Consider the following 1,484-nt stretch of genomic DNA (forward strand, 5'->3'; position numbering starts at 1 on the left):
AAACTCATATCTTTGAAAATAATGTATAATCAATATTTTTATATTAAAAACTAACAGAGCTAAAGCAGCAACTTGAACATTAAACTAGGCACTTTTCTTTGAGGATGCTGGGACACAGAGAAACCTGCTTTAGTCTCTTTCTGAAGAGAGCCAGAATAGTACTTAAAGATATCTATTGCGTTAGATAATCCTGTATAAAAGATGAGTAATGGTTGTTCAGAATATCTGTTCTTTTATAATTTTAAAATAGGGTAATTATGTTAAAGTATTCACTGGGATTGGATATCTCTTCTAAAGAAATTCACTGCTGTTTATCGACAATTGACAGCAGTCAAAAGGTAAGCATTAAAGGTAGTCGCACGATTGCAAATACCTTTAAAGGTTTTAAGGATCTTGAGGATTGGGTTATACGTCACAGAAAGCAAAAAGAGATTCCACTGGTGATTTGCATGGAAGCCACGGGGGTTTATTATGAAAATTGTGCGATGTATCTTAGCAAAGCTGGATTTCCAGTTTCTGTACTACTTCCCAATTACGCAAAGAGATATTTACAGGCCTCGGGGGTAAAGTCTAAGAATGACAAAATTGATGCGCAGGGACTTGCACAGATGGGGGCTGAAAAGTCACTTGAGTTATGGGAGCCTATCAGCGAGTTTTATTATAGTTTACGACTATTGACTAGAGAAATAGAAAATCTCCAGGAACAAAAAACAGTGGTTATTAACCAGATGCACGCCCTTCAACATGCTATGCATCAAAATAAGGTTGTCAATAAAACACTTCTTAACCGGCTTAAGCTGATTGAAAAGCAGTTAGAAGACCTGGAGATGGCAATCCAAGAGCATATTGACTCAAATAAAGAAATAGCAGAAAAAGTAAAAAAAATATGTAAGATAAAAGGTGTTGGAATAAGAACTGTGGCAACGCTAATAGCAGAAACGAACGGCTTCAAATTATTTAAAAATGCTAGACAATTAGTTAGTTTTGCAGGATATGATATCGTTGAAAACCAATCAGGGAGCCATCACGGAAGAACTCGAATTTCAAAGAAAGGGAATAGTCATATTCGAAGAATTTTGCACTTGCCTGCTTTCGGAGTGGTCAGATGGAAAGTAGGCCCTTTTGAGGATCTTTACGAGCGGACTTACGCTAAACATGGTATAAAAATGAAAAGCTATGTAGCAGTCCAGAAAAAACTTCTAGTAATAACGTATTCGCTCTGGAAGAATGACCAAGAGTACGATGGAAAATATAAAAATAAATATAACAAACAAGAGGAAAAGGAGCTTTCTATCCAGGAAATGTCGATCGTCGGTGAATTCCAGCAAAGGTTATTAAGCAAGTAGTGCCGACTAATTTGCCAGCACTACACAAGGTAAACATAACAAGTGAACAATCACAATATGCTTCCTCATGAAGAACAAAGTTAGCAAAGAATTAGAGAAAAATAAATGAAATAATATTTGCTTTTTATTATAGTACCT

The 1,484-nt window shown here is 35.7% G+C and carries 1 protein-coding gene; it reads left to right on the top strand.

The window, feature by feature from the left end; all coding sequences use genetic code 11:
* The first annotated feature begins 257 nt into the window (after window positions 1–257).
* Complete coding sequence (locus GVK91_RS27085) at window positions 258–1,346, top strand: transposase (protein ID WP_153847053.1); 1,089 nt, start codon at window positions 258–260, stop codon at window positions 1,344–1,346.
* Window positions 1,347–1,484 lie beyond the last annotated feature (138 nt).

The organism is Sphingobacterium sp. 18053 (genome assembly GCF_902706145.1).
Taxonomy (GTDB): Bacteria; Bacteroidota; Bacteroidia; order Sphingobacteriales; family Sphingobacteriaceae; genus Sphingobacterium; species Sphingobacterium paramultivorum.